Raw genomic sequence first — 26,343 nt, forward strand, 5'->3', positions numbered from 1 at the left:
CCCGGCTTTGCGGATATGTCCTCACCCCTCGTGAAACTGGTGGCCCAGCGCATTGCGCTGGGTATCCTCCTGCTGTTGGCCGTATCGGTCCTGATCTTCGCCGGCACCCAAATCCTGCCCGGCGATGTCGCGCAAGCCATCCTCGGACAGTCGGCGACACCGGAATCGCTCGCCAATCTGCGCGAGCAGCTCGGCCTCAACGATCCGGCCTTTATCCGCTATTTCCGCTGGCTCGGCGGCGTCGTGACCGGCGATCTCGGCACCGCCATGTCGAGCGGGCAGGATATTGCGACGTCGATCAAGGGGCGGTTGTGGAATACGCTGTTCCTCGCCTTCTGGGCGGCAGTCGTGGCCGTGCCGCTGGCGATCATCCTTGGCCTGATTGCGGTGCGCTACCGCAATGGCTGGGTCGACAAACTGATCTCCGGACTGGCGCTCGCCTCGACGTCGTTTCCCGAATTTTTTATCGGCTACGTGCTCGTCTATTTCTTTGCCGTGAAATACCAGATCTTCCCCGGCATCTCGACGGTCTATGACGGAATGCCTTTTGGCGAACGCATGCAGGCGATCATGCTGCCGGCGGCGGCGCTGACGCTGGTGGTGCTCGCCCACATGATGCGCATGACGCGCGCCGCGATCCTTAACGTCATGCAATCCGCTTATGTGGAAACCGCCGAGCTCAAGGGGCTTTCGGCATTCGCCGTCATCCGCCGGCATGCCTTTCCCAATGCGATTGCGCCGATCATCAACGTCGTCATGCTCAACCTCGCCTATCTCATCGTCGGCGTCGTCGTGGTCGAGGTGATCTTCGTCTATCCGGGGATGGGGCAATATCTCGTCGACCACGTCACCAAGCGCGACGTGCCGGTGGTGCAGGCGGTCGGCCTGATCTTCGCCGCCGTTTATATCAGCCTCAACATCATTGCGGACATAGCGGCGATCGTCGCCAATCCGCGTCTTAGACACCCGAAATAAGGGGAGCGAGCATGCTCGACATAAAACGCATCCCCGTCCCTGCGCTGATCGGCCTGGTGCTGACTGCGCTGTTCGTGCTGGCGGCGATCTTCGCACCCTGGATCGCGCCGTATGGCAATGGCGAGATCGTCGGCGATGTCTGGGGACCGATGTCGGCGACACATTGGCTGGGCACCGACAATCTCGGCCGCGACCTCCTTTCGCGCATGATCTACGGCGCCCGCGTCACGCTGTTCATCGCGGTGCTGGCCACCGCGCTGTCCTTCTCGCTCGGCGCCATCCTTGGCTTCTCGGCGGCGGTTTTCGGCGGATGGTTCGATACGCTTATGTCGCGCCTCGTCGATCTCCTGATGTCGATCCCGACGCTGATCATGGGCCTGGTCGTGCTCTCGGTGCTGCCAACCAATCTGGTGACGCTGATCCTGGTCATGGGCGTTCTCGACTCGACCCGCGTCTACCGCCTGTCGCGGGCGGTCGCCGTCGACATCAACGTCATGGATTTCGTCGAGGCGGCCAAGCTGCGCGGCGAAGGCAGCGTGTGGATCATCTTCCGCGAGATCCTGCCCAACGCGTTGTCGCCGCTGGTTTCGGAACTCGGCCTGCGCTTCATCTATGCGGTGCTGTTCCTGTCGACGCTGTCCTTCCTCGGCCTCGGCGTGCAGCCGCCTAGCGCCGACTGGGGCGGCATGGTCAAGGAAAACAAGGACGGTATCGTCTTCGGCATCGCGGCAGCGCTCATCCCTGCTGCGGCGATCGCCATGCTGGCGATTTCCGTCAACCTTGTCGCCGACTGGGTGCTCAACCGCACGACAAGCCTGAAGGGAGGGCGCGGATAATGGCTGACCAGCGACCAAAATCCCTGCTGCTCGACATCCGCAATCTGCGCATCGAGGCCACCGTGTTCCCGCCGGGCGAGGCGCCGAAGAACATCGTGCTGGTCCACGACGTCTCGCTGACACTCGAGAAGGGCAAGGTGCTCGGCCTGATCGGCGAGTCCGGCGCCGGCAAGTCGACCATCGGCCTGGCGTCGATGGGCTATGGCCGCGGCGGCGTGCGCATCACCGGCGGTGAGGTCATCCTGAACGGCCGCGACATCCTCAAGGGCGGCAAGGAAGGCTTTCGCAAGCTGCGCGGCCGCGAGGTCTGCTATGTCGCGCAATCGGCTGCCGCCGCCTTCAACCCGGCGCACAGACTGATGGACCAGGTGGTCGAGGCGACGCTGCTGCATGGCACGGCGACACGGGCCGCCGCCGAAAAACGCGCCATCGCGCTGTTCAAGAAGCTCAGCCTGCCGAACCCCGAAAGCATCGGCGAGCGCTTTCCGCACCAGGTGTCCGGCGGCCAGCTGCAGCGTGTGATGACGGCGATGGCGCTGTGCTCCGAGCCCGACCTGATCGTCTTCGACGAGCCAACCACTGCACTCGACGTGACGACGCAGATCGACGTGCTGGCGGCGATCAAGGACGCCATCCGCGACACCCATGTCGCAGCGCTGTACATCACTCATGACCTTGCCGTCGTCGCCCAGGTCTCGGACGAGATCATGGTGCTGCGCCATGGCCGGCTGGTCGAATGGGGCGGCACCCGCCAGATCATCAAGGAACCGCGCCAGGAATACACCAATGCGCTGGTCTCGGTGCATGAGATCGAGCACCAGGAGCAGAAGCCCGGCACGACGCCGTTCCTGTCGGTCAAGAACATCACCGCCGCCTATGGCCGCAGCCACATCAAGGTGCTGAAGAACGTCTCGGTCGACATCTATCCGGGCCAGACGCTGGCCGTGGTCGGCGAGTCCGGGTCGGGCAAGTCGACACTGGCGCGCGCCATCACCGGCCTCTTGCCACCAGAACAAGGCACCGTCACCTTCGACGGGCGTCCGCTCGCCAACCGACTTGCCGACCGGCCCAAGGAAGATCTGCGCCAGTTGCAGATGATCTACCAGATGGCCGACGTGGCGATGAATCCGCGCCAGACCGTCGGCACCATCATCGGCCGGCCGCTCGAATTCTATTTCGGTCTGCGTGGAAGGCAACGTGACGCCCGCGTCGCCGAACTGCTCGACAAGATCGAGATGGGCAAGGGCTTCGTCGACCGCTACCCGGCCGAGCTTTCCGGCGGCCAGAAGCAGCGCGTCTGCATCGCCCGCTCGCTGGCGGCCAAGCCGAAGCTGATCATCTGCGACGAGGTGACCTCGGCGCTCGACCCGCTGGTGGCCAACGGCATCCTGAAGCTGCTGCTCGAGCTGCAGAAGGAGGAAAACGTCGCCTATCTGTTCATCACCCACGACCTCGCGACGGTGAAGTCGATCGCCGATTCGATCGCGGTGATGTATCGCGGCGAGGTGGTGCGCTACGGCGCCAAGAGCCAGGTGCTGGCGCCGCCCTTCGATGCCTATACCGACCTTCTCTTGTCCTCAGTCCCTGAAATGGAGATTGGCTGGCTGGAAAAGGCGATCAAGGGACGGCGCATGGCCAGCGCGGGGAATTAAACATCCCGGTGGCGCTGACGACAAAACTTCTGCTGATCATCCTCGACGGCGTGCCTTACCGCAACTGGCGCCGGCTGATGGGCAATCTCGAAGGCTGGGTGCAATCGGGCGAAGCGCGGATCTGGAAGATGCGCTCCGTGCTGCCATCGACTTCGGCCTGCTGCTATGCCTCGATCCACACCGGCGTGGCGCCGCAGGTGCATGGCATCTTGACCAACGAGAACCGGTTCCGCGTCGAGCAACCTGATATCTTCTCCGAAGTCAGCAAGGCCGGCGGCAAGACCGGCGCGGTCACCCATTCCTACTGGTCAGAATTCTTCCGGGCCTCTCCGTTCGATCTGGTCGAGGACATGGAGTTCGACGAGCCGGGCGGGCCGATCACCCATGGCCGGTTCCACACCATGACCGGCTACAATGCCAGGAACCAGATGACGCCGAGCGACGTCGACCTGTTCGCGACGCTGACCATGCTGACCAGACGCCACGGCATCGACTACGGCATCCTGCACACCTGCACGCTGGATTCGATGGGCCACCGCTTCGGCCACGACTGCCACGAGATGGACCATGCCGTCTATGCGATGGACGGCATGCTCGCCACCTTCCTGCCGAGGTGGCGGGAAGCCGGCTACGAGGTCATCGTCACCGCCGATCACGGCCAGACCGATCGCGGCCATCATGGCGGCCATGACGACGAGATGCAGGATTTTGCTCTGTATTATTTCGGACTGGGCAAGGGTCCGGAGGCCGATACACTGCTCAACCAGCTGCAGCTTGCGCCGACTGTGCTAGCGCGCCTCGGCGTGCCGGTGCCCGCCACCATGAAGGCCAAGTCGTTTCTCGACTGAATGGGGTGGGGTGCCTAGCCTGCTTGCTTACGGAGAACATGAAGCTGGGGCCGAAATGCGCAACGCCAAATGGAGGCCAGATACAGCAGTCAAAGTTCGAGACACACCTTGCCAAAATGCTTTTGGGACTCGTAGTGCTTGAAGGCATTGGCGATCTCCTGCAGCGGAAAACCGCGGTCGATAGCAGGCTTCAAACGGTTGGCCTCTATGGCACGAATCATGTCTTCTTGGTCTGCCCTGCTGCCAATCGAGATTCCGCTTACCCTAATCTGATTGGAAAACAGGGCCGGGATCGAAACTTGTCCGGCAAAACCAGTCAAGACACCGATTAGTGCGATGTGGCCGCCCATCCTGCAAGCTGTTATCGACTGCTCCAACGTGCCGGGCCCGCCAACCTCGATCACATGATCGACGCCGCGTCCGTCCGTCAAAATCCTTACCTTCTGGCCCCAATCCGGCACTGCCTTGTAATTGACGACAATGTCGGCTCCAAACCGCTTCAGCTTTTCCAGCTTCTCCTCCGATGAGGAGGTTGCAATAACGCGAGCGCCCGCAATTTTTGCGAATTGCAGCGCGAACAGCGATACACTTCCCGTGCCAAGGACCAGCACCGTATCACCGGGCTTTACCTGCCCGCACACCATCAGGGCTTTCCAGGCGGTAACGCCGGCACAGGTAAGCGTTGCCGCCTCCATATGCGTGAAGTCTGCCGGTGCCCTTGTGAAGGCGTGCCACGGCATGCACACATATTCGCGGGCATAGCCGTCAACATCATCTCCCAATTCGCCCGTCTTATTGGCTGGCGTCGGTTCGCCGGCCAGCCAATGGGGCCAATAGGTGCTGACGACGGCATCTCCGGCCTTGAATTCTTGGACATCATCTGAGACCGCAACCACTTCTCCAGCGCCATCGGACAGCGGGATACGGCCATCGGCGCACGGTTTCTTTCCCAGCGCCACCATGCTGTCGTGGAAATTCAACGAACACGCCCGTATCCTGACAAGCAACTCACCCGGCCCTGGTTCCGGGCAATCCGTCTCGACCAGCTTGAGATTTTCCAAGCCTCCCGGCGCTTTCAGCCTAATCTGTCTCATGGATAGCTCCTTCCGACCGCGCAAGGCTTCATGCGCCCCACCAGTCGCATGGACGATTGAGCGCATCCAACACCGGCATCGGCGATCGATCCGCGAGTCGCGGCCGCAAAGCTGTAGTTGGTCATGACATTCGCTTCTTCAGCTGGGTTAGTGGTTGCGATCGGGACCTTAGTCGCCCGGCAGCGGACCGGTGAGTTACAAAACTGTCGGGAATCCTGCGCGGCGGTGTCGTCCAATGGCGCTCCGTCCGAGGCTGAAGGACTGCACCTTGCCCGACGCGCATGAGCCGCCTTGTGGCCGTCGTCATTGCGAGCCTGACGGCCGCCTTTTGCTTGGCGCCCCTGACTGAGACTGGACCCCTAAGAACGGGGGAACGGTATACTCTGGCAACCTCTCCGCTCTTCGGTTAGCTTTTCGAAAATCCGGGCGGAAAGCGGTGAACCTTTTTGGGCCGATCAGCGACAGAGCAGACAGGAGCCAGGCGGCTCGATCGGCCATGACGGCAGCGACGGAAACCGATCGCGCGCTTGTCGGCCGGGTCGCGAAGGGCGACCGCGCCGCCGTGCGGCTCCTGTTCATGCGCCACCACGCGCGGGTCTACCGTTTCGTGGTGCGCCAGACCGGATCGGAAATGATGGCCGACGATATCGCCAACGAGGTGTTTCTCGAACTCTGGCGCCAGGCGCCCGGCTTCGAGGGCCGCTCGGAAGTCTCGACATGGCTGCTCGGCATCGCCCGCTTCAAGGCGCTGTCGTCGCTGCGCAAGAAAAAGGAAGACTGGATCGACGACGATGACGCGGCCCAGATCGCCGACGGCGCCGATACGCCGGAAGTCGTCACCATGAAGGAAGACAAGGGCGCCGCGTTGCGGCGCTTCGTCGATGCCTTGCCGGAAGAACACCGAACGGTGATCGACCTTGCCTATTACCACGGACAGTCGGTGACCGAGATCGGCGAGGTGCTCGGCATTCCGGTTGCCACCGTCAAGACCAGGATGTTCTACGCCCGCAAGAAACTCGGCGAGGCCCTCAAGGCCGCCGGTTACGACAGGGGGTGGCCATGAGCGCCGCTGAAAAGATGTCGCGCCGCGATGAAATGGAAACGCTGCTGCCGTTCTATCTGAACGGCTCGCTGGAAGGTGCGGAACTCGAAGCCGTCGAGGAATGGCTGGCGTCCGATCCAGTGGCGCTTGCTGCACTCGGCGAGGCCGAAGCCGAATTCTCCAGCACCGCTGCATCCAATGAAGCGATCCGTCCGCCGGCCGATGCGCTTGGCCGCTTCGCCCGGGCGCTCGACGCCGAGGCCGGCCCAGCGCGCGCGCCGGCGGCGTCGTCCTGGCTGGCACAGGTGTGGGGCCGCTTCACGGCGGTGCCCGCCGGCGTCGCCTGGGCTGCGGCCGCGGCTCTGCTGGCGCTTGTTGTGGTGCAGTCGTTTGAGCAGCCCGGCGGCAGCGGCATGGACAGCGATTTCGAAATTGCCGGCCAGCAAGGCGATCTGGCGAAAATGCCGTTCGCGCTGGTGAAGTTCAGGCCGGATGCGAAGATGGCCGACATTGTCGCTTTTCTTGGCGAGCACCAGCTGAAGATTGCCGGCGGCCCGACCGCCGAGGGCGTGTTCCGCCTTGGCATCCCGGCGACGACCGCAGCCGACTATGAAAAAGTGCTCGGCCTTATTGCCGCCCAGCCGTTTGCGGAGGCTGTGGTCGAGGGAAGGAAACCGGTCGATGGCGGCTAGGGCGGTCATTCGATTTGCGGCGCTGCTTGTAGCGGCGATGATGATCGCCGCCGCGCCGGCCTTGGCGCAGACAAATGATCCGAACCTCACGCAGACGGAAATCGACTGTCTCAACCGAGGGACGGCGGCGGCCGACTGCGTCAAGGGCGACACAGAGGATGGCAGCGGCGAAAGGCCCGGCGCAGGTTCCGCCGCGACAGGTGCTGTCTTTCTCCCCGCGCTGATCGTCGACCTGTTCCCCAATCCGGTCGGCGGCGGCCAGGCGCCGCTGCCGACGCCCGATCCGCGCCGCGATCCGGCCAGCGGTGCGTTGCCGCCGCCGGTCCCGCCTGCCGGTGCGGCAGCGATACAGACCGCCGCGCCGGGCGGTCCGATCGTTTCGCCCACCGATCTCATCGCGGCCGAGCCGCGGCGCGCCGTCATCGGTGATTTCGTGCCCGACGAGGTGCTGGTGACGGTGGATGGCGACGCCGTCCAGCAGATCGCCGCTTCCTTTGGCCTCGAGGTGCGCTCGCAGCGCCAGTCTCAGCTGCTCGGCACCACGCTGGTGCGCTTCGGCATTCCCGACGGCCGCCCGGTCGGTGTCGTGCTGGCGCAGCTTGCCGCCGACGGCCGCACCCTGCGGCGCGAGCCCAACCATATCTACTCGCTGCAGCAGGCAGCCACCATCGTCAACTATGCCTTCGAGCGCATCGCGCTCGATTCGAGAGCGGCGAGCGGCGAGAATGTACGCGTCGCCGTCATCGACACCGCCATCGACGATACCAATCCGGCGCTCTCCGGCGTCATCGCCGATCAGTTCGACGCCATGCCCGATGTGCCGATCGAGGCGCGCGATCACGGCACCTCGATCGACGGCCTGATCGCCGGCGTCGGCGCGCTCAAAGGCATGGCGCCGGGCGCCAAGATCTACCACGCCCGCGCCTTCGAGGGCGGCAAGTCGACCATGGACATCATCCTGGCGGCGCTCGACTGGGCGGCGGAGCAGGACGTCCGCATAATCAATATGAGCTTCGTCGGCCCGAAGAACGACCTGCTCGGCGTCGCCTGCCGCAATGCACGCGCCTTGGGCATCGTGCTGGTCGCCGCCGCCGGCAACAACGGGCCGAAGGCGCCCTACGGCTACCCGGCCGCCTTCGACGGCGTCATCGCGGTGACCGCCACCGATGCCAAGGACGGGCTGATGCAGCAGGCCAATCGCGGCGCCTACGTCTTCCTCTCCGCCCCCGGCGTCGAGATGGTGGCGCCGAGCGGTGCCGGTTCGGATGTGGTCACCGGCACCTCGTTTGCCGCGGCCATCGTGACCGGCGCCATCGCCAACCTGTTGCATGCCGCGCCCGACCGTTCCGCCGACTGGGTCGAGAAGGCACTGGCCGCCACGGCCAGGGACCTTGGCCCCGAGGGGCGGGACAATGATTTCGGCTATGGGCTGCTGGACACCAAGGCAGCCGGGGCGGCGAAGTAATAGGCGTAAACTCAATCAACTGGCGGCCGCCAACGATCGAGATGGGTGATTAGCTGCTGTTGCGTCATGGTTTGAGAAAATCTTCAGTCGACAGACCACCTGCCAAGGGAAGTCCAAGTTCTCGCATTCCCAGCCACATCAGCCCTTGGTTCTGATATTCATCTGACATCAGAATGTAAGCATGGGCATTTTGCATGGCATGAAGAAGTGCTTGAACTTCATCAATTCCAAAGCCGTGGAATGCCCGATCCCTTGATGGAAAAGCGATCTGATAGTCACAGCGATAGTCGTCATCTCCGCGTACTGGTTGCTGAAATTTGCACACTACTTCCCTCTCACCCACGGTGAATGTCCGCGACACAAACGGCTGATCCATTGAAGTGCTGCCTCCGCTAAGCAGCGTACCTTAGCCGTTAGATTAAACGTCGCAAACGGTCGAACTCGGTCGCTCAGGGTAAATGGGTTTGACCCCACACCGGTGCGCCGGCGACCGATCCCCTGATCACCAGATCGACCGGCCAGACCTCGCCGCGGGCGCCCTCTTCCAATCCGGAAATCCGCGCTGCCAGCCGCTCGGCGACGCGCGCGCCGGCCAAGCGGATCGACGAACGCGTCGTCGACAACTGCACCGAAAAATTTTCCGGCTTCAGCCAGGGGAAGACATCGTCATGGGCGATCAGCGACAGGTCGTCGGGGATGGTCAGGCCGAGGTCGCGCACCGCGCGCACGACGCCGAGCGCCATGATCAGGCTGGAGCAGGCGATCGCGGTCGGCGCATCGCTTCGCTCGAGTAAGCGCCTGGCGGCGCGGTAGCCGTTCTCCTCGGTCATGGCGAGGGAACAGACATGGCCTTCGTCAAGCACCAGGCCGCTCGCCGCCAGCGCCCGGCGCACGCCACGCTCGCGGTGAATGGCGAAGGTCTCGCGGTCGTCGCCGTTGATCAGCGCCAGCCGCCGGTGCCCGAGCTGGACGAGCAACCGCGCCGCTTCGTGGAAGGCGCCCTCATTGTCGATGTCGGTGAAAGGATAGTCGAAATCGAGGCCTTCGCTACGGCCATGGACGATGAAGGGGATGCCGAGCGTGCTGACCAGCGCCACCCGCCGATCGGCCGGTCTCGGCGAGGAGATGTAGACGGCGTCGACCTGCCGGTTGGCGACGATGCGCCGGTAGGTGGTCTCCTGATCGTCGGCATCGGCCGGGGACAGCACCAGGTCGAGTTCGTGCGAACGGGCGTAGTCGCCGAGACCGGACAGGAATTCGACGAAATGCGGGTCGATGTCGACGGCCGCCCCGGTCGGCAAGACATAACCGATCATCCCGGTCTTGCCGGTAGCCAGCCGGCGCGCGCTCGGGTTGGGACGGTAGCCGTGGCGCTTGGCGGCGTCGATCACCCGCCGGCGCGTTTCCTCGTTGACTTCCGGGTAGCCGTTCAGCGCGCGGCTTACCGTGGTCTGCGAAAGCGCCAGCATGTGGGAGAGCTGTTTGAGGTTCACTGGAGGCCTCCAAGCCTCAAAGCGCTTTTAACCATGAGTTGCCGGCCGCCACTGGCAGCGCTGCTGCATGTAAAGACCATAAGCACCGTTTGTGACCAGTTTAAAGCAAAATTTACTGCTATATCGCCCAAAAAGCATGCTGCAGCGCACTCTATATGCTCATACATCGGCAGGAACTAAATCGATTAGCCTCTTCGCCCCCTTGACTCCTGATCGATTTCATGGCGTGATCCAAAAGACCAAAGCGCTTTGGAAGACTCTTCGAAAGGTTGCGGTTCCTTTCCGACTGAGTCACAGTCCTGCAGCGTCGGCGGACGGAATGGAGGTTTCGTCCGAGTGTTCGTGACCACTGGGAGGAATACCGATGAAGAAAATGCTTCTGCTGGGCGCCGCGTTTGTCACGCTCGCGCTGGGCGCACCGGCGCAAGCCGAACTGAAGTTCAAGCCGGGCGAAGACCCCCGCTTCAACTGGGCGAACTACGAAGAGCTGAAGAAGGTCGACCTCAAGGGCGAGACGCTGTCGATCTTCGGGCCATGGCGCGGCGAGGACGAGGGCCTTGTGCGCACCGTTCTCGACTATTTCTCGGAGGCCACCGGCGCCGAGATCAAATACTCATCGTCGGAAAATTACGAACAGCAGATCGTGATCGACACGCAGGCCGGCAGCCCGCCCAACATCGCCGTGCTGCCGCAGCCGGGCCTGATCCAGGACCTGGCGTCCAAGGGCCTGCTGACGCCGCTCGGCGATGACACCGCCAGCTGGATCAAGGACAATTACGGCGCCGGCCAGTCATGGGTCGATCTCGGCACCTTCAAGGACAAGGACGGCAAGCCGGGCTTCTTCGCCTTCCCCTACAAGGCCGACGTGAAATCGCTGGTCTGGTACTCGCCGGACAATTTCGAGGAAGCCGACTACGAGGTGCCGAAGACGCAGGAAGAGCTCGCCGAGCTTGAAAAGAAGATCATCGCCGACGGCGGCACGCCATGGTGCATCGGACTCGGTTCGGGCGGCGCCACCGGCTGGCCGGCGACCGACTGGGTCGAGGACATGATGCTGCGCACCCAGACGCCCGAGACCTACGACAAGTGGGTGAAGAACGAGATTCCGTTCAACGATCCGGCGGTGGTCAACGCCATCGACATTTTCGGCAAGATCGCGACCGACGACAAGATGGTCGACGGCGGCGCCAAGGCGGTGGCGGCGACCGACTTCCGCGACAGCCCGAAGGGCCTCTTCTCGGTGCCGCCGAAATGCTATTTGCACCATCAGGCGTCGTTCATCCCGACCTTCTTCCCGGAAGGCACTGAGGTCGGCCAGGACGTCGACTTCTTCTACTTCCCACCTTACGCCTCCAAGCCCGACCTCGGCACCCCGGTGCTCGGCGCCGGCACGCTGGCCATGATCACCAAGGATAGCAAGAGTGCCCGCGCGTTCATCGAATTCCTGAAGATGCCGCTCGCCCATGAGATCTGGATGGCGCAGGGCGGCTTCGTGACGCCGTTCAAGTCGGCCAACAAGGAGGCCTATGCCAGCGACGCGCTGAAGAAGCAGGGCGAAATCCTTGCCGAAGCCTCGACCTTCCGCTTCGACGGGTCCGACTTGATGCCGGGCAAGATCGGCGCCGGCGCTTTCTGGACCGGCATGATCGATCTCGTCGGCGGCAAGTCCGCCCAGGATGTCGCCACCGACATCCAGAAGAGCTGGGACGCGATCAAGTAGGCGGTCCCGGCTGAACGTGAGGATTACCGATCCTGCATGGATCCGGGGCTTCAGTGGCCCGGATCGGACCGGCGGCCCGCGCCGCAGCAATCTTTATTTATGAGCACATTCCGGCATGACGCGCGACAAGCAAGAGCAAAACCCTGCCTTGCATCCGGTCGCGTTCGAAACAACTGAATCGGCTCATGATCCCGTCGCCAAAGCCATTCTCGACTGGCGGATCATGAGCAGAGGGAGGGACCCGTGGCGGCTCAGATTTTCTCGGCCATATTCGTCATCGTCGTCGGTGTCGGCGGCTGCGTCGCCTATTTCTGGGGCGCCAACAAGCTGGTGGACGTCATCTTCCCGTCGCGCGGCGTCGCAGGTGCTGCGGCCATCGACAATTTGCGCCGGCAAGGGATGATCCGCCCGTGGCTGTTCGTCGGCCCGGCCATGATCATCCTCACCATCTATTTGATCTACCCGGTCGTGGAGACGCTCAGGCTGTCGTTCCTCGATCGCGGCGGCGCCAATTTCGTCGGCTTCGCCAACTATGAATGGGCATTGGGCGACCGCGAGTTCCGCACCTCTATCCTCAACAACATCATCTGGCTGGCGGTCGTGCCCGCCGCCTGCACCTTCCTCGGGCTGATCATCGCCGTCCTCACCGACAAGATCTGGTGGGGCACCATCGCCAAGAGCCTCATCTTCCTGCCGCTGGCCATCTCCTTCGTCGGCGCCAGCGTCATCTGGAAATTCATCTACGAGTATCGCGGAGCGGGCCAGACGCAGATCGGCCTGCTCAACGCGATCATCCAGTATTTCGGCGGCCAGCCGCAGGTCTGGATATCGCTGCCGTTCTGGAACAATTTCTTCCTGATGATCATCCTGATCTGGATCCAGACCGGCTTTGCCATGGTCATCCTGTCCTCTGCCTTGCGGGGTATTCCCGAAGAAACGCTGGAAGCGGCCGTCATCGACGGCGCCAATCCATTCCAGATCTTCTGGAAGATCATGGTGCCGCAGATCTGGGGCACGATCGCCGTCGTCTGGACCACCATCACCATCCTGGTGCTGAAGGTTTTCGACATCGTGCTGACCATGACCAACGGCCAATGGAACAGCCAGGTGCTGGCCAATCTGATGTTCGACTGGATGTTCCGCGGCGGCGGCGATTTCGGCCGCGGCGCGACCATCGCCATCATCATCATGATCGCGGTCATTCCGATCATGGTCTGGAACATCCGCCAGGCCAACAAAGAGACGGGAGGACATTGAGATGGCCGTCGCGACCGGAAAGTCCTTTGCCAGCCGTTTCGGCGTCCATATCGCCGTTTTCATCTTCGTCGCGATCTGGACCATCCCGACCCTCGGCATTCTCGTCTCGTCGCTGCGCGACAAGGATCAGATCATCGCCTCGGGCTGGTGGAACTCGTTTGCCAGTTCCACCCAGACGGAAGCGGGCCGGCTGCCGCCCGCCTCGGCGCAAGTCGAGAAGGACGGCAAGTTCGTCCTCGAGGGCAACATTTTCGGCGACGATGCGGCCCGCGACATCAGCGCCTTCGGCGTCAAGTCGGCGGCGCCGACGCAATATCCCGCCGGCACGACAGCCGATCTCGGCGACGGCGAGACGTTGCAGCTCAACGCCGACGGCAGTTTCGTCATGACCTCAACGAAGCCCTTCGAGGGCGAGCGCGGCCAGCGCGTCTACTACGCCTCGTCGGCGCCACCGAAATTCACCACCGACAATTACGATACGGTGCTGTTTTCGGAGGGCATCGGCCGCTCGTTCATGAATTCGCTGACCGTCACCATCCCGGCGACGGTCATCCCGATCCTGATCGCGGCGTTCGCGGCCTATGCGCTGGCCTGGATGCGCTTTCCCGGCCGCGCATTGCTCATCGCGGTCATCATCGGCCTCCTGGTCGTGCCGCTGCAAATGTCGCTGATCCCGCTGTTGAAGCTCTACAACGGCGTCGGCAGCTTCTTCGGCGTGCCGTCGAAAACCTATCTCGGCATCTGGCTGGCGCATACCGGCTTCGGCCTGCCTTTCGCCATCTATCTCCTGAGAAGCTACATTGCAGGCCTGCCGCGCGAAATCATGGAATCGGCGCGCATCGACGGCGCCAGCGACTTCGAGATCTTCGTCAAGATCGTGCTGCCGTTGTCGTTCCCGGTGCTGGCGTCCTTCGCCATCTTCCAGTTCCTGTGGGTGTGGAACGACCTGCTGGTTGCGATGGTTTTCCTCGGCACCGAGGGCGACCAGATCGTGCTGACCGCCAAGCTCAACGCGTTGCTCGGTTCGCGCGGCGGCGACTGGGAGATCCTGACGACATCGGCTTTCATCACCATTGTCGTGCCGCTGATCGTGTTCTTCTCGCTGCAGCGCTATTTCGTCCGCGGGCTGCTCGCCGGCTCGGTGAAAGGTGGTTGAGATCATGCAATCCGCTGTGAAAGCGACGTTGAGCCCCGACCTCGCCGTCGACCGCGACTGGTGGCGCGGTGCCGTGATCTACCAGATCTATCCGCGCAGCTATCAGGACTCGAACGGCGACGGCATCGGCGACCTCAGGGGCATCATCGGCAGGCTCCCCTATATCGCTGCGCTCGGCGTCGATGCCATCTGGATCTCGCCGTTCTTCAAGTCGCCGATGAAGGATTTCGGCTACGACGTATCAGACTATTGCGACGTCGATCCGATGTTTGGCACGCTGGCCGATTTCGACGCCTTGACCGGCGAGGCGCACAGGCTCGGGCTCAAGGTGATGATCGACGAGGTGCTGTCGCATACCGCCGATATCCATCCGTGGTTTAGGGAAAGCCGCTCGAGCCGCACCAACCCGAAGGCGGACTGGTATGTCTGGGCCGACGCCAAGCCTGACGGCACGCCACCCAACAACTGGCTGTCTATCTTCGGCGGCTCGGCCTGGCAGTGGGACACCAGCCGCCAGCAATACTACCTGCATAATTTCCTGGCCGAGCAACCCGATCTCAACTTCCACAGCCGCGCGGTCCAGGACGCGCTGCTCGATATCACCCGCTTCTGGCTGGAGCGCGGCGTCGACGGCTTCCGCCTCGACACCATCAACTTCTACTTCCACAGCCAGGGCCTGGAGGACAATCCGCCGCTGCCGCCCGAAGAGCGTAACGACCAGACGGCTCCTTCCGTCAATCCGTACAACTATCAGGACCATCTCTACGACAAGAGCCGCCCCGAAAATCTCGGCTTCCTCGAACGCTTCCGCGCGCTGCTCGACGAATATCCGGCGACGGCGGCGGTCGGTGAAGTCGGCGATTCGCAGCGCGGGCTGGAGGTGGTGGCGGCCTATACCGCCGGCGGCAAGCGTGTGCACATGTGCTACTCGTTCGACTTCCTGGCGCCCGAAAAGATCAGCGCGGCCAAGGTGCGTTCGGTGCTGGAAGCCTTCGGCAAGGTCGCCAGCGACGGCTGGTCGTGCTGGGCGTTCTCCAACCATGACGTGATGCGCACTGCCTCGCGCTGGGCGGCCGGCGAAGCCGACCAGACCGCTTATCTCAAGGTGATCTCGGCGCTGCTGATGTCGCTGCGCGGCTCGGTCTGCATCTACCAGGGCGAGGAGCTTGGTCTTGGCGAAGCGGAATTGCAATTCGAGGACCTGCAGGACCCCTACGGCATCCGCTTCTGGCCGGAATTCAAGGGCCGCGACGGCTGCCGCACGCCGATGGTCTGGGATGGCGCCGACAGCAATGGCGGCTTCTCGAAGGCAAAGCCATGGCTGCCGGTGCCGGCCAAGCACCTATCGCAAGCGGTCGATGTGCAGCAGGGCGACGACAGCTCGCTGCTGGAACACTACCGGCGCTTTCTTGGCTTCCGCCGTTTGCATCCGGCGCTGGCCAAGGGCGATATCGACTTCATCGAAAGCGAGGGCGATACGGTCGCCTTCACGCGCCGCGAGGGCAACGAGCAGATCGTCTGCGTCTTCAATCTCGGCAACCGACCGGCGGAAGTCAATCTCGGCGGACGCTCGCTGCAGCCCTTGCCGGGGCACGGGTTTTCGGGACAGACTGACGCCGGTCCTGTCCGCCTCGGCGGCTACGGCGCCTGGTTTGGGCGCATCGACTGAATTTGCAATTCACTGGAGGGAACCCATGGCCGATGTCACGCTAAGGCAAGTGAAGAAATCATACGGCAATCTCAACATTCTCCACGGCATCGACCTCGACATAAAGTCGGGTGAGTTCATCGTCTTCGTCGGCCCTTCGGGTTGCGGCAAGTCGACCTTGCTGCGGTCCATCGCCGGGCTTGAGGAAATCACCTCCGGGGAGCTCAAGATCGCCGGCGAGGTGGTCAACGACGTGCCACCGTCGAAGCGGGGCATCGCCATGGTGTTCCAGTCCTATGCGCTTTATCCGCACATGACGGTCTACGACAACATGGCGTTCTCGATGAAGATCGGCAAGGAGAGCAAGGCCGAGATCGATAAGCGGGTGCGCCAGGCGGCGGAAATCCTGCAGCTGACCAAATATCTCGACCGCTTGCCGAAGGCGATGTCGGGCGGCCAGCGCCAGCGCGTCGCCATCGGCCGCGCCATCGTGCGCAACCCTAAGGTCTTCCTGTTCGACGAGCCGCTGTCGAACCTCGACGCGGCACTGCGGGTTGCCACCCGCATCGAGATCGCCAAGCTCAAGGAGTCGATGCCTGCTACAACGATGATCTACGTCACCCACGACCAGGTCGAGGCGATGACGCTGGCCGACCGCATCGTCGTGCTCAAGGAGGGCCACATCGAGCAGGTCGGCACGCCGATGGAGCTCTACAAGAGACCCGGCAATCTGTTCGTCGCCCAATTCATCGGCTCGCCGGCCATGAACATCCTGCCGGCGACGATCGACAAATCAGGCGACCCGACCATCGTCAGTCATGTCGGCGGGCGCAAGGCGACGGTGCCGATCGCCACGCCGGCGTCAGTGAAGGGTGCTTCGGTCAGCTTCGGCGTGCGGCCGGAGGATCTGATGATCGCCACCGGCGCCGATTATCTTTTCGAGGGAACGGTGGATTATGTCGAGCAGCTCGGCGAGGTCCAGCTCGTCTATGTCGACATCGGCCGCGCCGACCTGCCGCTGGTGACCAAGCTGCCAGGCAATGTCGAAGTCAAGCGCGGCGCTGCGTTGCGGTTGAATGCCGATCCCGGCGACCTGCATATTTTCGACGTCGACGGACATTCCTTCACACTCCACATGGCGGAAGCAAAGGCAGCCTAACTACTGGATCAGGCAGTTTGGCGAAGGCAAAAACAAGAGCGGCGGGCAAGGCCCGCCGCTCTTGTGCATTGCATTCAGGTCGCTGTTAGCGGCCGAACAGGTTCCGGTCGCTGCCCTGCGGGGCGGACTTCTGTACGTCGCCCGAGGAATTGAGCAGCTTGTAAACCGGCGAGCCGGTATTGCTTACCGAAAACGTCTGCGTGTTGTCGACGTTGACGGTCGCCTGCTTGTTGATGTCGGTTCCGCCAACGTTGTCGTTGCGGGCATAGGCGCTGCCGGCAGCAATCAAAAGTGCCGCAGCGGTGAGAACGATCTTCTTCATTTCAGTAATCCTGGATTTTCGTATCCCATCAGCGCGGCGGCCGCGGTCTTTGTGAAAGACAATGCCGCCGCTGCTGTTGGGATCGACATTAGTTGTTGCCGAAGAGGTTACGGTCGCTGCCATTGACGGGCTTCTCGTCAGCCGGAACCGGATTCTGCGCCGAAGCCGAATTCTGAATCGAAGCTGTGTACGAGCCGTTGTCGACCGCAGCGGCCGGCTGGTTGGCGCCGTTCGATCCAAAGTTGTCGCTGCCGGCAAAAGCGCTGCCGGAGACAGCCAGGATGGCGACGGTGGCAAGAATGATCTTCTTCATTTCTAGTACTCCTGAATTTTTCAGATCCCGAGCGGCGGACTGGCCGCTTTGTCTTGTTGTTTGACCATGATCTTTTACGAAAACCGGTTTCCACTTCGGGATCATGGTCTGGGATCAGCTGTTAATTGTTGCCGAAAAGGTTGCGGTCGGCGCCCTGGTCGACGGGCTTTTCAGCGTGAGCCGACTTCTGAATGGAAGCCGTATACGAACTGTCGACCGAGGCGGTCGGCTGATTGGCGCCGTTGGACCCATAATGATCGCTGCCAGCAAAGGCGCTGCCGGTGATGGCCAGAACGGCGACGGCAATAAGAGCAATCTTTTTCATTTTTGGAACTCCAGTATCTTTAGTTTTCCGTCCGTCTAGCGGCGTGTCTTGGGAGGAATTCGCGTCGTCCGGACAGCCCCGATGTGGGAAGGCCATCCGGCAGATTCCAATCACGAAGTTGTTCCGTGTGGACCAAGAATCTACACCTTGAAATTGTACCAGAGGCTTCTCTCGTCATTGCTTTCTGTTTTGTTTTCAAAGATTTAAGTCAAAGAGGCTAATCGACCATTTGACGGATTGCCGGACCTGCGTTCACAGCGTCATGCACGCATTGTCAACAGAAACGAACCGTTCGGTTCGATTTTAGAAGCGGCTTAAAAAGCCGGTGCTGAGTTGTTGTTGAATCGTTAACCATTTCGGCGCCCTGCAATGGTCAATCCGGCACGCTTTCAGAACCGGCAGCGCTCGCAGCAGGCGCAAATTTCACCTTCCTCAAATCCCGGCCCACAGGTTTCGCCGGCAGTGTCGCGCCGCATGGATACGATGTCGCTTTCATGCGGACAGTCAGCCGGCCGTCATGATTAGATCACGCCATCTCAGGTGCCGCTTGGTGACGACGAAGCGGAGAATTGGGAAGCCGGTCAGAACCCGGCGCTGCCCCCGCAACGGTGGTGGAGTTCAAGTCGCAACGGGAGACCACTGGGCCCAAGCCTGGGAAGGTGTCGCGATGGTCCGCAAGGACACTCCAGAGCCCGGAAACCAGCCCGAGATTTCTAGACTCGACTGATCGCGGTGGGCGGTCAAGAGGTGGATAGTGCATGCCCGGCCCTGTCGCCGGCTTGCGGCCGATCCTCCCTCCATCACCACCAGTTCAGTCTTTGGAGCGACATGCGTCCATTTGGACGCACAACGTACGCTCCAAGACTTTGAATTGCGCATCGTGCTTTCCGAAATCGATTCCGATTTCGGGCCGATGCGACGGCTATGAGGACAGGACATGGATGCGCGCAACGACATGCTGAGGCTCTTGCACGGCCGCAGGGAAGGCTACTCGCTCGAGCAGCCCTTCTACACCGATCCCGATTTCTTCAAGCTCGACATGGAGCTGATCTGGTATCGCGACTGGCTGTTCATCGGCCACGATTGCGAGTTGCCGAAGCCGGGCAGCTACATCACCGCGCAGATCGGCGACTATCCGGTCGTGCTGGTCCGCGACCAGCAAGGCAAGATCAACGCCTTCCACAATTCCTGCCGGCATCGCGGCAGCCGCGTCTGCAACGCCGACAAGGGTACGGCGGCGAAGCTCGTCTGCCCCTATCACCAATGGACCTACGAGCTGGACGGCAGGCTCTTGTTCGCGAGGCAGATGGCGGACGGCTTCGACAAGAGCCAGTTCAGCCTGAAGCCGGTGGCTTGCGAAAGCATCAGTGGCTACATCTTCATCTGCCTGGCCAAGGAGCCCGCCGATTTCGCGCCGATGCGCGCCATGATCGAGCCTTACCTCCTGCCGCACCGGCTGCGCGAGGCAAAAATCGCCTTCGAATCGACCATCGTCGAGAAGGGCAACTGGAAGCTCGTCTGGGAGAACAACCGCGAGTGCTACCATTGCGCCGGCAACCATCCGGAACTGTGCAAGACATTCCCGGAAGCGCCGACCGTCACCGGCGTGCAGGGCGCCGACAGCGATCCGGAGATGCTCGCGCACTGGGCGAAATGCGAGGCGGCGGGCCTGCCGAGCAAGTTCCGCATCGATCCGGCCGGGCAGTATCGCGCCACCCGCGCCCCGCTGCTGCGCGATGCCGTTAGCTACACGATGACGGGAAGACGTGCGGTGAAGAAGAACCTCTCCGACGACGTTTCGACCGACGGTATCGGCTCGCTGCTGCTCTATCACTATCCAACGACCTGGAACCATATCCTCGGCGATCATGCGGTCACCTTCCGCGTGCTGCCGATCAGTGCCACGGAAACGGCCGTCACCACCAAATGGCTTGTCCACAAGGACGCGGTCGAAGGCGTCGACTACGACCTCGCCGATCTCACCCATGTCTGGACCGAGACCAACGACCAGGACCGCCGCATCGTTGAGGAAAACGCCTTCGGCATCCTGTCGCCGGCCTATGAGCCCGGCCCCTATTCGGAACTGCATGAGGGCGGCGTCATCCAGTTCGTCGAATGGTACGCCTCCTTCATCGGGCCGCGCCTTGCCGAGGGCGGGCGGCCGGCGTTGCGCAGCGTCGCCTGAGCGAGGCCAAGGGGATGAATACGATGACGGACCTCGGCCTCTACCGCCATCTCGACGAGATGGCGCCCTGGAACGACAGGCTCCAGGTGCTGGAAGTCATCGGCGTCAGTGACGAGGCGCCTGACGTGAAGACCTTCACCTTCCGCTCCGACAACCAGACCTGGTTCCGCTACAGACCGGGGCAGTTCGTGACGCTGGAACTGCCGACCACCGAGGGCCCGTTGATGCGGACCTATACGCTGTCGTCCTCGCCGTCGCGGCCGTTCTCGATCGCGGTGACGGTGAAAGCACAGCCCGGCAGCCTCGGCACACGCTGGATGTTCGACAATCTGAAGCCCGGTGTTCACGTGAAGGCCTATGGGCCGTCGGGCAACTTTTCGCTGCACAGCCATCCCGCGGCCAGATATCTGTTCATTTCGGCCGGCTCCGGCGTGACTCCGATGATGTCGATGCTGCGCTGGCTGAACGATTGCGCGCCCTGGACAGATGTCGGCTTCGTCAACTGCGCGCGAAAGCCCGAGGAGATCATCTTCCGCAAGGAGCTCGAATTGCTCGGCAGCCGCATGCCGGGCCTGACGCTCGGCTTCATGATCGAGGAGCGGTCCAGCCGCGAGGGCTGGTTCGGCCATATGGGCCGGATCGACGCGATACGGCTGCCGCTGCTGGCGCCCGATTTTCGCGAGCGCGAAATTTTCTGCTGCGGCCCCGACCCGTTCATGCGCGCCGTGCGGCAGATGCTGGAGGCGGCCGGCTTCGACATGGCCAACTATCATCAGGAAAGCTTTGCGGCCCCAGGGGTGGAGGAAATACCGGCCCCGTTCGGTTCGCCGGCAGAGGGTGGGCCGGCAGAGGGCGGGGTCGAGATACCTACTGAGGCCGCAACGCCGATCCGCTTTTCGCTTTCGGATGTCGATGCCGACTGCGTTGCCGGCCAGACCGTGCTGCAGACGGCGCGCGCTTCGGGCGTACGAATTCCCGCAGCCTGCGAGTTCGGCCTGTGCGGAACCTGCAAGGTGAAAAAGGTCTCGGGCACAGTCGAGATGAGCCACAATGGCGGCATCCTCGATCACGAGATCGACGACGGCTTCATCCTTGCCTGCTGTTCGAAGCCGCTGACGGCGATCGAGATCGACGCCTAACCGGCGGGGAGCTTAAACCCCGTAACGCTCGGTGCGGATGAGGCTTGCCGGAACGCCGGCATCGATCAGCGCCTGGGCGGCGGCCGACACGAAGGCATTCGAGCCGCAGACAAAGACTAACCTTGGCGGCGCGGGCAGCCGCGCCATCGATTGCTCCATCATCGCGGCATCGACCCGCCGCGAATAGTCCGCCGGGCGCCGGGCCGGCTCGCGAGTCAGCGCCAACACCAGATCGAAGCCGTCCCGGCGATCATGGAAGTCGATCAGTTCGTCGCGAAAGATCACCTCGTCCCAGATCCGTGCGGAAAACACCAACGCCGCGGGCACCGTTGATTTGCGCGCGGCGCGATGGCGGACCATCGCCATCAGCGGAACCACGCCGGACCCGCCGCCGACCAGCAGAAGCGGGCCGCCGTCGCTGTCGGACCAGACGAAGTGGCCGCCGAGCGGTCCGCGCAGCTCGACCTCATCGCCGACCGCAGCGATATCGTGAAAGAAGGGTGAGATCTCGCCATCATCGAGCCTTTCGATCGCCAGTTCGATCGTCTCGCCGGCTTCCGGCGCCGAGGCGATGGAGTAGGAACGGCGCGCCTGATAGCCGTCCGGCGCCGTCAGCCTGACATCGACATGCTGCCCGGCACGATAGGCGAACGGCCGCGACGGCTCGAGGAAAAAGCTGGTGACGCGCGGCGTGCGCTTTTCGATGCGTCTGATGGTCACCGTCTGCCAGGGCGACTGCGCCGCCGGCCCGTCGCTCATGGATCGCCCGTATAGCGCTGCTCGCGCCACGGGTCGCCATAGATGTGATAGCCGCGCAACTCCCAGAATCCGGGCTCGTCGCGCTCGGTAAACTGCAGCCCATTCAGCCATTTGGCCGACTTCCAGAAATAGAGATGCGGAACCAGCAGCCGCGCCGGGCCGCCGTGGTCCGGCGTGATCGGCTTGCCTTCGTAAAGCAGTGCCACCATCGCCTTGCCGGCGGTGAGATCCTTCGTCGGCACGTTGGTGGTGTAGCCGTCGAAGGACAGCGCCAGCGTGAAGGCCGTTGGTGGCTCGATGCCGGCATCCGCCAGAATATCGTCGACCAGCACACCCTGCCACGCCGTGTCGAACTTGGTCCATGCGGTCACGCAATGGATGTCGCGGGTCATCTTGATCAAAGGCAGCGCGTTGAACTCTGTCCAGTTCCACTTCTTGATCGGCCGCGGTCCGTGCTTGAGCGTGAACGACCAGTCCTCGGCGCTCACGCGCGGCGTCGGCCCGGCCGACAGCACCGGAAACCCTTGCTCGAGATACTGCCCCGGCGGGATACGCGCATCCGTATCCGTCGGAGGCTTTCGTCCTGAAAAGAAGCCGCGGGTGACCATCGGGAAATCCGTTTAAATCAGGCCGCCTGTCGGCCTTCACCAGTCTTCTCGAAGATGCTCTGGCGGGCAACCATAATTTTGGCTGCAACCTCGCGGCAATGCGCCGCTTCAGCCACTGGCGAAGGGCACGGCGACGAACATCTGCGCGTCGCCGCGTTCGACGAGCAGGAGCACGGACATCTTGCCGACCTGCGCAATCGCCTGGTCCGCCTGCCTGGCGTTCCGCACCGGCGCCTGATTGACGGCGACGATGATGTCGCCGGGCTGCATACCGGAAGCCGAGGCCGTCTTGTCAGGATTGACGCTCTCGACCAGCGCGCCGCGCTGGTTGTGCGTCAGATTCATCGCTTGTCGGACATTAGGAGTGACGTCCATCAGGCCGAGGCCGATCGCAGGAGCACGAAGGCCCTGCTGTGCGGACGGTGTGTCTGAGTCGCCCACCGATGCCGTCTGCACTTCGTCTCCATTGCCTCGCCTGGCAGGCAGCCGACCGGATCGACAGCCCCGCATCTAGGGCGGAGATCGCGGTTTCTAGATGATATTACGAAGATTTAATCTAACGGGTCGGTGTCGCCCGCTCGCCTGATGCGTGGCTGGAGTCGAACCCTGATGAAGGGAGGTAGCGCACGACCTGAAACAAAAAACCCACCTTGCGGCGGGTTGGCGCGATCAGCACCATGCGGAAATTGATAACATAGCTGCCGGCACAAAGCAAGAACAAAATTGCTGACAGGGATCACGAGCTCGCATATTTTCCCGCCTCTATCCTGCCGGTCATCGAAGCCTCCTATGCGCCGATCCCGTCTGTCCGCCTGAGATAGCCGCTGGCGATTTCGCGCATGCGTTTGGCGTCGAAGCTCGGGCCATGGCCGCCATGGCCGATGCGGATCGGCAGGTCGAGCAGCCGCTGCATGGTGCGGCGATAGGCTGATCGGTCGGAGTCCGGCAGGTCGTCGATCAGCATCGCGTCGTAGATGGCGTCGCCTGCGAAGAACAGGCCGTCGGCCTCGTCGAACAGCGCGATCGAATCGGGCGAATGGCCAGGCAGATGCAGCACGCGGAATTGCCGGTCGCCGAGATCGACCAGATCGCCCTCGTCAAGTGTCCGCGTCAACGGCGCCGGCGGAATCTTGTAATCGGCTGCTTTCCAGCCCGGCGCCGGCAGCTTGGAGACGGCGCCGTCAAGATCGTGGAACATGTGGGCGTAGGTGACGGCGTCATCCATGATGTCGAAATGCGCGGCACTCATCCTGGGCCCTGCCCGCAGCGGGAATTCGTGCAGCGAGCCGACATGGTCGAGATGGATGTGGGTGGCGACGACGAGCAGCGGCTTGCCATCAGCTGTGTCGATCTCCGGCGCCAGCGGGCAAATCCCCATGCCGGTGTCGACAAGCAGGTCGACGTCGCGGCCACGCAGATGCCAGATGTTGGCGCGCACGAAATCATGCACGAACGACTCGCTCAGCATCGTTGTTTGGGCGTCGACTGCTGTTCTGCTGAACCAGCCAAGCATCAGGAGAAAGCCGGCATCACGAGAAAGCCAGCATCAGACGAACGGCTTCCCGACCTTGTATTTTTCGGGGACCAGCCGCTTCAGATAGGCCATTCCCGCATCGGAGAGCTGGTTGACCTCAGGCAGCATGAAATCGTCTGGCATGTGGCGCGTCTTGCCGGCGACGTTTTTCAGCGGCACCTTGTTCAGCACGGTTTTCTTGCCGTCATATTGCAGCGCCACCGAGCCGCCGCCCTGTTCGGCGACAGCGACCGCAAAGACGCCGGCATCGAAGGCTTCCCGCGCATCGACGGGGTTGATGGCGCCGACATAGCCGCGCGGCATATAGCCGAGCGCATCGACCCGCGCCCGCTTGCCCGGCAATCCTTCGGCCAGGGCGCGCTCGAGGGCGGCCGGCAGGTCGCTGCCCGACAGCTTGACGTTGCCATGCGCATCGCGCTCCAGTTTGTCCGGCGGCACAAGGCTTTCGACCAGCGCCTTGCCGTCGGCGGTGCTGACGCCTTCGGACACGGCAACGATGCAGCGCTTGTGGCGGTCGAGCGTGGCGCGAACATCGTCGATGAAGGCCGAGGCCGAGAACGGACGCTCCGGCACATAGACGAGATGCGGGCCGCTATCGGGATCAAGCTGCCATGCCGCGGCGGCGGCGGTGAGGAAACCGGCATGCCGCCCCATGACGATACCGACATAGATGCCGGGCAGAGCACGGAAGTCGAGGTCGACCGAGAGAAAGGCGCCGGCGACGAACTCGGCTGCCGAAATGAAGCCGGGCGTGTGGTCGTTCTCCTCGAGATCGTTGTCGATGGTTTTCGGCGCATGGACGAAAGCCATCTTGCCGCCGGCGGCGTCGGTCAGGATCTGCTGCGTGCCCGACGTGTCGTTGCCGCCGATATAGATGAAGGCGTCGGCGCCGGCCTTCTTCAAGCCGTTGAGGATGATCTCGCAATAGGCGTCATCCGGCTTGTCGCGGGTCGAGCCAAGCGCGGCGCTCGGCGTTGCCGCAATCAGCCGCAGCCGATCCTCCGGAATGGCTGAGAGATCGACATAGTTGCCGTCACGAATGCCGCGCACGCCATGGATCGAGCCCAGGACCTTGGCGCCGGGATGCCGCTTGCGGATTTCGAGCGCGGCGCCCACCATCGTTTGGTTGATGACGGCAGTCGGACCGCCGCCTTGCGCGATCACAAAAGTTCCGGACATGCTTCACGTCTCCCGAGCAGTGGCTTTGCAGGCACATTCGCCTGTCTTGCGAGATCACGCAACGGGAGAGTCGAGCAGCCGCGCCGGCCGCGCTATCAGGTCAGACGACAACCGGGAGAGTCAGACGACGACGACCGGGTTCTTCCTCGAGACGCGGCTGTAGAGGTCTATGACGTCCTGGTTGATCAGGCGAACGCAGCCCGACGACATCGCCTGGCCGATGCTCCACCATTCGGGCGAGCCGTGGATGCGGTAGCCGGTGTCCTGGCCGTTCTGGTAGATGTACAGCGCGCGCGCGCCGAGTGGGTTGTCGAGGCCGCCGGGCTGCCCGGCCTGCCATTTCACCAGTTCCGGCTTGCGGGCGATCATCTCGGCCGGCGGCCTCCAAGTCGGCCATTCCTTGCCGTACTGGATGTTGGCGCGGCCGGACCAGCGGAAGCCTTCCTTGCCGATGCCGACGCCGTAACGGATCGCGTCACCGCCGGGCTGCACCAGATAGAGCAGCCGCTCCTGAGAATGGACGACGATGGTGCCGGGCTGCTCGCCGGTCGGGTCGACGACGATCTGGCGGCGGAACTCCGGCTTGACCTTGAGGTAGGGCACTTCCGGCAGCGTGAGGCCGCCGTCGGTGACGGAGGCATACATCACGCCAGGGCTGGTAATGTTCTTGTCGACGCTGATGCTCGGGCGGATGGGGGTGATCGCGCCGGTTGTGACGCCGTCGAGTTGCAGCGCCGACAGGTCGAGCGTCTGGCTGCAGCCGGCGACGCCGAGCAACGCCATGGCACCGGCGCCGGACAACACCGCGCGGCGGGAAAGCTGGTTTTCGGAAATTTCGATGTCGATGGCGTCGCCGCCGTACGGCGACGTCAGACCTCGCGTCAACTCACGCATCTACCCAAACCCTACGCTGTCGGCGGGAAACACGGTCCCGGCCGGATA

Annotated in this window: 26 protein-coding genes and 1 riboswitch; of the genes, 14 read left to right on the plus strand and 12 right to left on the minus strand. The window is 62.9% G+C overall.

The window, feature by feature from the left end:
- The first annotated feature begins 15 nt into the window (after positions 1–15).
- Genes AC0L3L_RS08420 through AC0L3L_RS08435 form a run of 4 tightly spaced genes read left to right on the plus strand, consistent with a single transcriptional unit; the run spans position 16 to position 4,311 of the window.
- Complete coding sequence (locus tag AC0L3L_RS08420) at positions 16–975, plus strand: ABC transporter permease (RefSeq protein ID WP_473526218.1); 960 nt, start codon at positions 16–18, stop codon at positions 973–975.
- A gap of 11 nt (positions 976–986) precedes the next feature.
- Complete coding sequence (locus AC0L3L_RS08425; protein WP_473526219.1) at positions 987–1,811, plus strand: ABC transporter permease; 825 nt, start codon at positions 987–989, stop codon at positions 1,809–1,811.
- Positions 1,811–3,463 carry an ABC transporter ATP-binding protein gene (locus AC0L3L_RS08430; RefSeq protein ID WP_473526220.1) on the plus strand — a complete coding sequence of 551 codons (1,653 nt, stop codon included), beginning with the start codon at positions 1,811–1,813 and terminating at the stop codon, positions 3,461–3,463. Before AC0L3L_RS08425 ends, AC0L3L_RS08430 begins: the two co-directional genes overlap by 1 nt.
- Before the next feature lie 8 nt (positions 3,464–3,471).
- On the plus strand, positions 3,472–4,311 hold the full coding sequence (locus AC0L3L_RS08435; RefSeq protein WP_123146303.1) for an alkaline phosphatase family protein: 840 nt from the start codon (positions 3,472–3,474) through the stop codon (positions 4,309–4,311).
- Between the two features lie 89 nt (positions 4,312–4,400).
- On the opposite strand, the gene AC0L3L_RS08440 is transcribed toward AC0L3L_RS08435, so the two are convergent.
- Positions 4,401–5,405 carry a zinc-dependent alcohol dehydrogenase family protein gene (locus AC0L3L_RS08440; RefSeq protein ID WP_473526221.1) on the minus strand — a complete coding sequence of 335 codons (1,005 nt, stop codon included), beginning with the start codon at positions 5,403–5,405 and terminating at the stop codon, positions 4,401–4,403.
- 496 nt (positions 5,406–5,901) lie between these two features.
- Between AC0L3L_RS08440 and AC0L3L_RS08445 the strand changes: the two genes are divergently transcribed.
- The 3 genes from AC0L3L_RS08445 to AC0L3L_RS08455 are packed head-to-tail and all read left to right on the plus strand — an operon-like array spanning position 5,902 to position 8,604.
- Positions 5,902–6,468 (plus strand): sigma-70 family RNA polymerase sigma factor, encoded by a 567-nt coding sequence (locus tag AC0L3L_RS08445; protein ID WP_095493938.1) that lies wholly within the window; start codon positions 5,902–5,904, stop codon positions 6,466–6,468.
- Complete coding sequence (locus tag AC0L3L_RS08450; protein WP_473637226.1) at positions 6,465–7,139, plus strand: anti-sigma factor; 675 nt, start codon at positions 6,465–6,467, stop codon at positions 7,137–7,139. The genes AC0L3L_RS08445 and AC0L3L_RS08450 overlap by 4 nt, the downstream gene beginning before the upstream one ends.
- On the plus strand, positions 7,129–8,604 hold the full coding sequence (locus AC0L3L_RS08455; protein ID WP_473637227.1) for a S8 family serine peptidase: 1,476 nt from the start codon (positions 7,129–7,131) through the stop codon (positions 8,602–8,604). Before AC0L3L_RS08450 ends, AC0L3L_RS08455 begins: the two co-directional genes overlap by 11 nt.
- Positions 8,605–8,668: 64 nt before the next feature.
- Here AC0L3L_RS08455 and AC0L3L_RS08460 read toward each other — a convergent pair whose 3' ends face one another.
- Together AC0L3L_RS08460 and AC0L3L_RS08465 are read right to left on the minus strand one after the other, a co-directional pair.
- Positions 8,669–8,980, minus strand: coding sequence for a DUF6968 family protein (locus tag AC0L3L_RS08460; RefSeq protein WP_473637228.1), 312 nt, complete (start codon positions 8,978–8,980; stop codon positions 8,669–8,671).
- 73 nt (positions 8,981–9,053) lie between these two features.
- Positions 9,054–10,097, minus strand: coding sequence for a substrate-binding domain-containing protein (locus tag AC0L3L_RS08465; RefSeq protein ID WP_473637229.1), 1,044 nt, complete (start codon positions 10,095–10,097; stop codon positions 9,054–9,056).
- 364 nt (positions 10,098–10,461) lie between these two features.
- On the opposite strand from AC0L3L_RS08465, the gene AC0L3L_RS08470 reads away from it, so the two are divergent.
- The 5 genes from AC0L3L_RS08470 (at position 10,462) to AC0L3L_RS08490 (ending at position 17,037) form a co-directional block, all read left to right on the plus strand.
- On the plus strand, positions 10,462–11,817 hold the full coding sequence (locus AC0L3L_RS08470; protein WP_473637230.1) for an ABC transporter substrate-binding protein: 1,356 nt from the start codon (positions 10,462–10,464) through the stop codon (positions 11,815–11,817).
- A gap of 243 nt (positions 11,818–12,060) precedes the next feature.
- The gene (locus tag AC0L3L_RS08475) at positions 12,061–13,074 is read left to right on the plus strand and encodes a carbohydrate ABC transporter permease (RefSeq protein ID WP_473637231.1); all 1,014 of its coding nucleotides are present in this window, start codon (positions 12,061–12,063) and stop codon (positions 13,072–13,074) included.
- A gap of 1 nt (position 13,075) precedes the next feature.
- Positions 13,076–14,230: a carbohydrate ABC transporter permease gene (locus tag AC0L3L_RS08480; protein ID WP_473637232.1), complete on the plus strand. Its 1,155-nt coding sequence runs from the start codon at positions 13,076–13,078 to the stop codon at positions 14,228–14,230.
- Between the two features lie 4 nt (positions 14,231–14,234).
- Complete coding sequence (gene bglA, locus AC0L3L_RS08485; protein ID WP_473637233.1) at positions 14,235–15,899, plus strand: beta-galactosidase BglA; 1,665 nt, start codon at positions 14,235–14,237, stop codon at positions 15,897–15,899.
- Between the two features lie 25 nt (positions 15,900–15,924).
- Entirely contained in the window at positions 15,925–17,037 is a 1,113-nt protein-coding gene (locus AC0L3L_RS08490; RefSeq protein ID WP_473637234.1) for an ABC transporter ATP-binding protein, read from the plus strand.
- A gap of 85 nt (positions 17,038–17,122) precedes the next feature.
- On the opposite strand, the gene AC0L3L_RS08495 is transcribed toward AC0L3L_RS08490, so the two are convergent.
- The 3 genes from AC0L3L_RS08495 to AC0L3L_RS08505 all read right to left on the minus strand — a co-directional run bounded on the left by AC0L3L_RS08495 (position 17,123) and on the right by AC0L3L_RS08505 (position 17,997).
- Positions 17,123–17,359, minus strand: coding sequence for a DUF680 domain-containing protein (locus AC0L3L_RS08495; protein ID WP_473637235.1), 237 nt, complete (start codon positions 17,357–17,359; stop codon positions 17,123–17,125).
- Between the two features lie 88 nt (positions 17,360–17,447).
- Entirely contained in the window at positions 17,448–17,672 is a 225-nt protein-coding gene (locus tag AC0L3L_RS08500; protein WP_473637315.1) for a DUF680 domain-containing protein, read from the minus strand.
- A 121-nt stretch (positions 17,673–17,793) separates the two neighbouring features.
- Positions 17,794–17,997, minus strand: coding sequence for a DUF680 domain-containing protein (locus AC0L3L_RS08505; RefSeq protein ID WP_473484371.1), 204 nt, complete (start codon positions 17,995–17,997; stop codon positions 17,794–17,796).
- 521 nt (positions 17,998–18,518) lie between these two features.
- Positions 18,519–18,719, plus strand: a riboswitch (cobalamin riboswitch).
- A gap of 215 nt (positions 18,720–18,934) precedes the next feature.
- Here AC0L3L_RS08505 and AC0L3L_RS08510 point away from each other — a divergent pair.
- Entirely contained in the window at positions 18,935–20,182 is a 1,248-nt protein-coding gene (locus tag AC0L3L_RS08510; RefSeq protein ID WP_473484373.1) for an aromatic ring-hydroxylating oxygenase subunit alpha, read from the plus strand.
- A gap of 23 nt (positions 20,183–20,205) precedes the next feature.
- Positions 20,206–21,321 (plus strand): FAD-binding oxidoreductase, encoded by a 1,116-nt coding sequence (locus AC0L3L_RS08515; RefSeq protein ID WP_473484375.1) that lies wholly within the window; start codon positions 20,206–20,208, stop codon positions 21,319–21,321.
- Between the two features lie 12 nt (positions 21,322–21,333).
- Here AC0L3L_RS08515 and AC0L3L_RS08520 read toward each other — a convergent pair whose 3' ends face one another.
- From AC0L3L_RS08520 to AC0L3L_RS08545, 6 genes are all read right to left on the minus strand, one after another.
- The gene (locus AC0L3L_RS08520; RefSeq protein ID WP_473637236.1) at positions 21,334–22,080 is read right to left on the minus strand and encodes an FAD-binding oxidoreductase; all 747 of its coding nucleotides are present in this window, start codon (positions 22,078–22,080) and stop codon (positions 21,334–21,336) included.
- Positions 22,077–22,688, minus strand: a complete 612-nt coding sequence (locus AC0L3L_RS08525) for a molybdopterin-dependent oxidoreductase (protein ID WP_473637237.1) — start codon at positions 22,686–22,688, stop codon at positions 22,077–22,079. Before AC0L3L_RS08525 ends, AC0L3L_RS08520 begins: the two co-directional genes overlap by 4 nt.
- Positions 22,689–22,796: 108 nt before the next feature.
- On the minus strand, positions 22,797–23,144 hold the full coding sequence (locus AC0L3L_RS08530) for a PDZ domain-containing protein (RefSeq protein ID WP_473637238.1): 348 nt from the start codon (positions 23,142–23,144) through the stop codon (positions 22,797–22,799).
- A 331-nt stretch (positions 23,145–23,475) separates the two neighbouring features.
- Positions 23,476–24,201 (minus strand): MBL fold metallo-hydrolase, encoded by a 726-nt coding sequence (locus AC0L3L_RS08535; protein ID WP_473637239.1) that lies wholly within the window; start codon positions 24,199–24,201, stop codon positions 23,476–23,478.
- A gap of 33 nt (positions 24,202–24,234) precedes the next feature.
- Positions 24,235–25,401: a diphosphate--fructose-6-phosphate 1-phosphotransferase gene (locus AC0L3L_RS08540; RefSeq protein ID WP_473637240.1), complete on the minus strand. Its 1,167-nt coding sequence runs from the start codon at positions 25,399–25,401 to the stop codon at positions 24,235–24,237.
- 120 nt (positions 25,402–25,521) lie between these two features.
- Positions 25,522–26,295: a L,D-transpeptidase gene (locus tag AC0L3L_RS08545; protein ID WP_473637241.1), complete on the minus strand. Its 774-nt coding sequence runs from the start codon at positions 26,293–26,295 to the stop codon at positions 25,522–25,524.
- Positions 26,296–26,343: the final 48 nt, after the last annotated feature.

Source organism: Mesorhizobium sp. WSM4849, from assembly GCF_055811385.1.